The organism is Rhodococcus sp. EPR-134, assembly GCF_001647205.1.
GTDB classification, from domain to species: domain Bacteria; phylum Actinomycetota; class Actinomycetes; order Mycobacteriales; family Mycobacteriaceae; genus Rhodococcus_F; species Rhodococcus_F qingshengii.
Map to the genome: position 1 here is coordinate 1 of NZ_LVCT01000006.1, position 4472 is coordinate 4472.

2 protein-coding genes and 1 pseudogene are annotated in these 4472 nt (G+C 58.7%); 1 reads left to right on the top strand and 2 read right to left on the bottom strand.

What is annotated here, in order from left to right:
• Window positions 1-342: pseudogene (locus A2J01_RS36185) on the top strand (hypothetical protein); the annotation flags it as partial.
• 8 nt (window positions 343-350) lie between these two features.
• Here the strand turns inward: A2J01_RS36185 and drmB are convergent.
• Together drmB and A2J01_RS00290 are read right to left on the bottom strand one after the other, a co-directional pair.
• Complete coding sequence (gene drmB, locus A2J01_RS00285; RefSeq protein ID WP_054187892.1) at window positions 351-2057, bottom strand: DUF1998 domain-containing protein; 1707 nt, start codon at window positions 2055-2057, stop codon at window positions 351-353.
• A partial coding sequence (locus A2J01_RS00290; protein ID WP_064111386.1) for a helicase-related protein occupies window positions 2054-4472 on the bottom strand: 2419 nt, incomplete at its 5' end. The genes drmB and A2J01_RS00290, both read right to left, overlap by 4 nt.

The following is a 4472-nucleotide window of genomic DNA, read 5'->3' on the forward strand; positions in this document are numbered from 1 at the left end:
ATTGTGCTGACAATGGGTAAACTCGTCGCAGAACATATTGCCGTTGGGGATGCCCGCCCTAGCGCCTCGCGGACCATTCGAACGGAAACCAAAGCCCGAAGAGTCAGCACACCAAGGGCACCAGCAGTCCTTGATCCCTTCGCAGCTTTTCGCAGCGACGGGGAAGATGGACTGCGCAAGGAACTGGGTGGTCTGGATCTCGAACAACTCCGAGACATCCTGCACCAATACGGGTTGGATCCCGACAAGCGCTCGATGAAGTGGAAGACGGCCGGCAAGGTCAGGGAACGCATTGTCGAGCGCGTCCGTGCTACGAGCACGCGCGACAACGCATTCCGCTGATCCAGTCCTCAGATCGACTCCAGGGCCTCGCTGAACAATCCGCGATCTTCATGACCGTCCTCTGGCGTTCCGAAAAGCAAGGCTCGGTCAAGATACCGGTTTCCCAACTCGCATGAGGTTTCCGGCAACAGAACGCAAGCGTGGCACGCAGCCAGATTCATCGCATCGGCGCCCGCACCCTGAGATTCGATGCAGACGGGATCGGCTGAACACCAGGACATTCGAGCCAAACCCTCTGCGAGAGCTGGGCCCAGCCGTTCGGTTTCTGCCTGCGATGCCACTCCACCGAGGCTGCCTGCGGAATCGGAACTTGCGGTGTAGATCAACACACCAGCCATGCCCGTATCGTCAACATAGAGCCGCTCTCGCAGTGACGCCGCCGGATACCCTGCTTCAAGCGACAATTGGTCGATCACCACATGCGCAAACGTATGAAGTGCAACACGAATCAGACCCGTCACAGCTCGTTCGTCGGGTCGCTGCAACGCGGGACCGGCAACCTTCTTGAACAAGCTCCACCGTTCGACCGGAAAACTCTCTTGTGCCCAGTCTTCCAGGGCATCTCGATGAAAAGCAATAAAGATGCCCTCGCCGATCACCTCGATCGCGGGCAGCCAGTGCGTCTTGTCCGGCGACAATGCGCACAGATTCTCTTCGTTGTCATCAAGCCTGGTAAAGCCATAGAGCGCGCGTACTTCCCGCAACCGAGTCACCTTGCGAACGTCGGAAATCAAGTGCTCGAAGTCGACGGGCACATCTCTTTCCAGGCACACAAAATCATCGTCGAGGCTCTCTTGTTCGCGGCCTTCGACAAGAGCGGCATATTCCTGACGACGGAGCCCCTCCTCGGTAAGCAGGTCGTCGAGCGCTTCGCCTCTGCGTCGATCCAGCTCGGCCTCGAGCTGCTCTACTGAAAATCGGCGAGAGTGCCCCGCCAGACTACGCAAAAGCGCGGGCGTTACCGCCTCAGGATCGCGGAGCGAAACCCAATGGCGGTCGACAAACTTGGCAAGTGCTTGAGAATACGGTGGGATCGAAATTGCCGATCTGACGGCAGGCAACCAGACGTTGGACGCACCACGCTGAACAGCCCGAGGTGTCTCTTCGCAGTGCTGGGACTCGTCGGGCCCCAGCCATGGGCGACGACCGGCACACTTACCGAACTCGGCCAGTGCCATCGGACCAGCTGAACCGTCGAGGGTCCTGGGTTGCACACCACAGGTACAGGTCAATTCCAGGTCGGCGAGCGACGAAGTCCGGCCCTGGGCGCGCAGGTGCATCGTGTGCTCCGATCCGCCATCTTGGCCCTGATGAAGCCATCGGAAGTAGGGGAATTCGTCGATATGCCCACGCGTACAGGCAATAACCAGACGGAACGGGCTCAGTTCCGTTCGCTTCTCACACGAACAGCGAGCAACTTCTCGATCGTTGGACAACTTTCCAATGGAATCGATTCGCCTGCACGACGGGCAGACCTGTGTGATGGGAAATCGAATCACCGGTATGTCGCGCTTGCGCTTCGATCCTGCTGGGGGAGCTTTCAGCTCAGACACTCCGAGACTTCGCGCAAGACGCGGTTCACTGATGAGGTCCGCATCACGCGCCTTCCACTCATGAATACCGGCAATCATGTAACTCGTTGTCTCCGAGGGGAACAGACTCCCGACGCCGTACGTACTCAGCAGCTGAGTACGGCGAGCTTTCGCGACTGTCATGACTGGCTCCTCATTCGGATCGTGTACAGGGCGCTCTCCGCGTCGACATCGCGCAAACTCATCAAAGTGGGCCAGGGCGTCTCGGTTTGGGTGTATTCGATGTTGTCATCAGTGAGTGCAGACGAGGGCTCGACCAGAAGCGCGTCCATCGAATTCTTGCGATCCTGGTACTTCATGGAATCGCGGGACTTCGCCTCCTCGATCCATACCTTGAGCATTTCGTTCAACTGCTCCACGGTGTCTTCGCTCTCGTCGCTCGATGTCGCTTCCACCCGTCGTTCGATGATGGAGATCAAGTTTCGAAGCTCTTCCTCATGCGCAGGCGCAGCATGCGCGCCCCCTTCGCCCGACATCGGACCGATCATCATCCGCGCGAGGGATACAAAGACCCCGTGCAGCCCTCGATCTCGCGCACGCGCAGCGAATGGAGTAGCGCTCGTAGCTTCTACGGCACGGTAGAGGGCCTGGTGAAACGGAACAAAATTCTCGAAATGCGACCGATCTCGCGAACGAGCGGAGTTGAAGATCGTGACAACCAACCCGGGATACTTCCTACCCACGCGACTTGTAGCTTGGATGTACTCGGAGCTCGACTGAGGTTGTCCCATGACAGTCATCAACCCGAGCCGATCGATGTCCAACCCGACCGAGATCATGTTCGTGGCCAGAACGATGTCATCGGCGGTCCCCGAATCGTATTTCCGCTCCAGACTCTTGAGCCGCCTGGGGATTTCCGCTGACGAAACGCGGCTGGTCAACTCATTCGCAGACTCCAGCCGGCGCGCCTCAGTGCCGCCACGCCTGGATACGACGCCCAGTCGCTCACGAACGTCTCCTTCGACCTGCAGCATGGCACTGCCGAGTACTCGCAAACTGTTGAAGTATCCCAAGAGTGTCCAGTAGGGATCCCGAGTGGAGTCCTCGGACTCGATGTCCTGCGCTGCCTGCAGCAACGCACCATACGTCCTCACGAGGAGAGTCGCGTGGCTCGTGCCCGGACTCATCACGCCTACGTACATTCGAGTTCCTGCGGTGTCGCGCGGCGCCGGCTCAGCAAAGAACGACTGATCGGGATCAATTCCTGGGGGTGGGAATTGGCGCGACTCCCGGTCGAAGACCATCTTTATCTGCTCATCAGACCGACGGATGGTGGCCGTCGACGCGATGATCTTAGGTCTTGATCCGGGCGCTCCATCCTCCCCAGGAACCGAACACGCGACATCCACTGCCGTCTCGTACAGACCGACCATCGACCCCAAAGGTCCGGATATCAGATGGAGCTCGTCTTGGATGATCAGATCAGGCGGGCTACCAACTCCGTCTCGCGCGAAGAGCTTTCCGACATCGGAACGCCAGGCCATCATGGCGAACTTGTCTACCGTGCCGAGAATCAGCTCGGGTCGATATTCGTAAATGTCCTCATCCACAACATAAACCGGCAGTCCGGCCGCAAAGTCGCATGCATTGTTGCGACAAGCGATAACGAGCTTCGGCTCAGGACTGGCAACGACCGAATATTTCGTGTGATCGAGAGTCTTTCCACACCAAGGGCACTGCGTCAGCTGGACCGGATTCGCCTCGGTGATCTCGGTTTCCGATCGCAGAGACCGCAACGATTTCTTTGCCTCGAGGAGCGTATTCGGTGTTCCCCCCCGACCTACCCACAAGCCGATCGAGAACGGTCTCGCGCCCAAGCTGCCGTCTGTAATTCGAATTCGTTCGAGAGCGCACATCAACATCGTCGCGCGTTCGAACTGCTGAATTGTCAGCAGCCGCAAGGTGTACCGCATGATTACAGCTACGCCAATAGCGGTGTCATCGCGAATTCTCCTCAGGAGAACGATGAACGCAACCAGTCCCAGGTACGCTTCGGTTTTTCCGCCACCGGTAGGGAACCACAGCAAATCCGCGACGCCGCGCTCCGGGTGCTCTCGGTCGGAGATGCTAGGGAGATTGAGCAGGATGAACGCGATCTGAAACGGATACCAACTTTGATCAATTCCGTCACCGACAGGACCAGTGGCATCGGCACGAACCCAGACCTGTCGGGCACGCTGGGTTTGCATTGCAGAGTTTGCCAGGCGAAATGCCCGGAGAACCTCGGAATCTTTGTCGAGCAGCTTGATTCCCGCTTCGATGCGATTCGCGGCCTCGCGCGCATTCTCGAAGTGAACGTCTGCGGTGCCATCGAGCGATTCAGGAATGTTCGTCTTGCCGGCCTTCACCGACCCTTCCAGCTCGCTGATCCACTCCCGATATGCGGTGACGAGCTTGCCCAACGTGGCGACCAGAGTCGCCTTGTCTGCTTCCGCGAGAAAAGACATTCTCAGATCGACGTCGGGTCCGACCTTCCCAGGCCGGGCGCGGGAAACCTCGTGCGTAGGCAACAGCGTCGTGGCGATGCGATCGGTGGTC

Bases quoted from the DNA above. Each gene is read 5' to 3' on its own strand.
- drmB (WP_054187892.1), bottom strand. From the start codon at position 2,057: ATGACAGTCGCGAAAGCTCGCCGTACTCAGCTGCTGAGTACGTACGGC.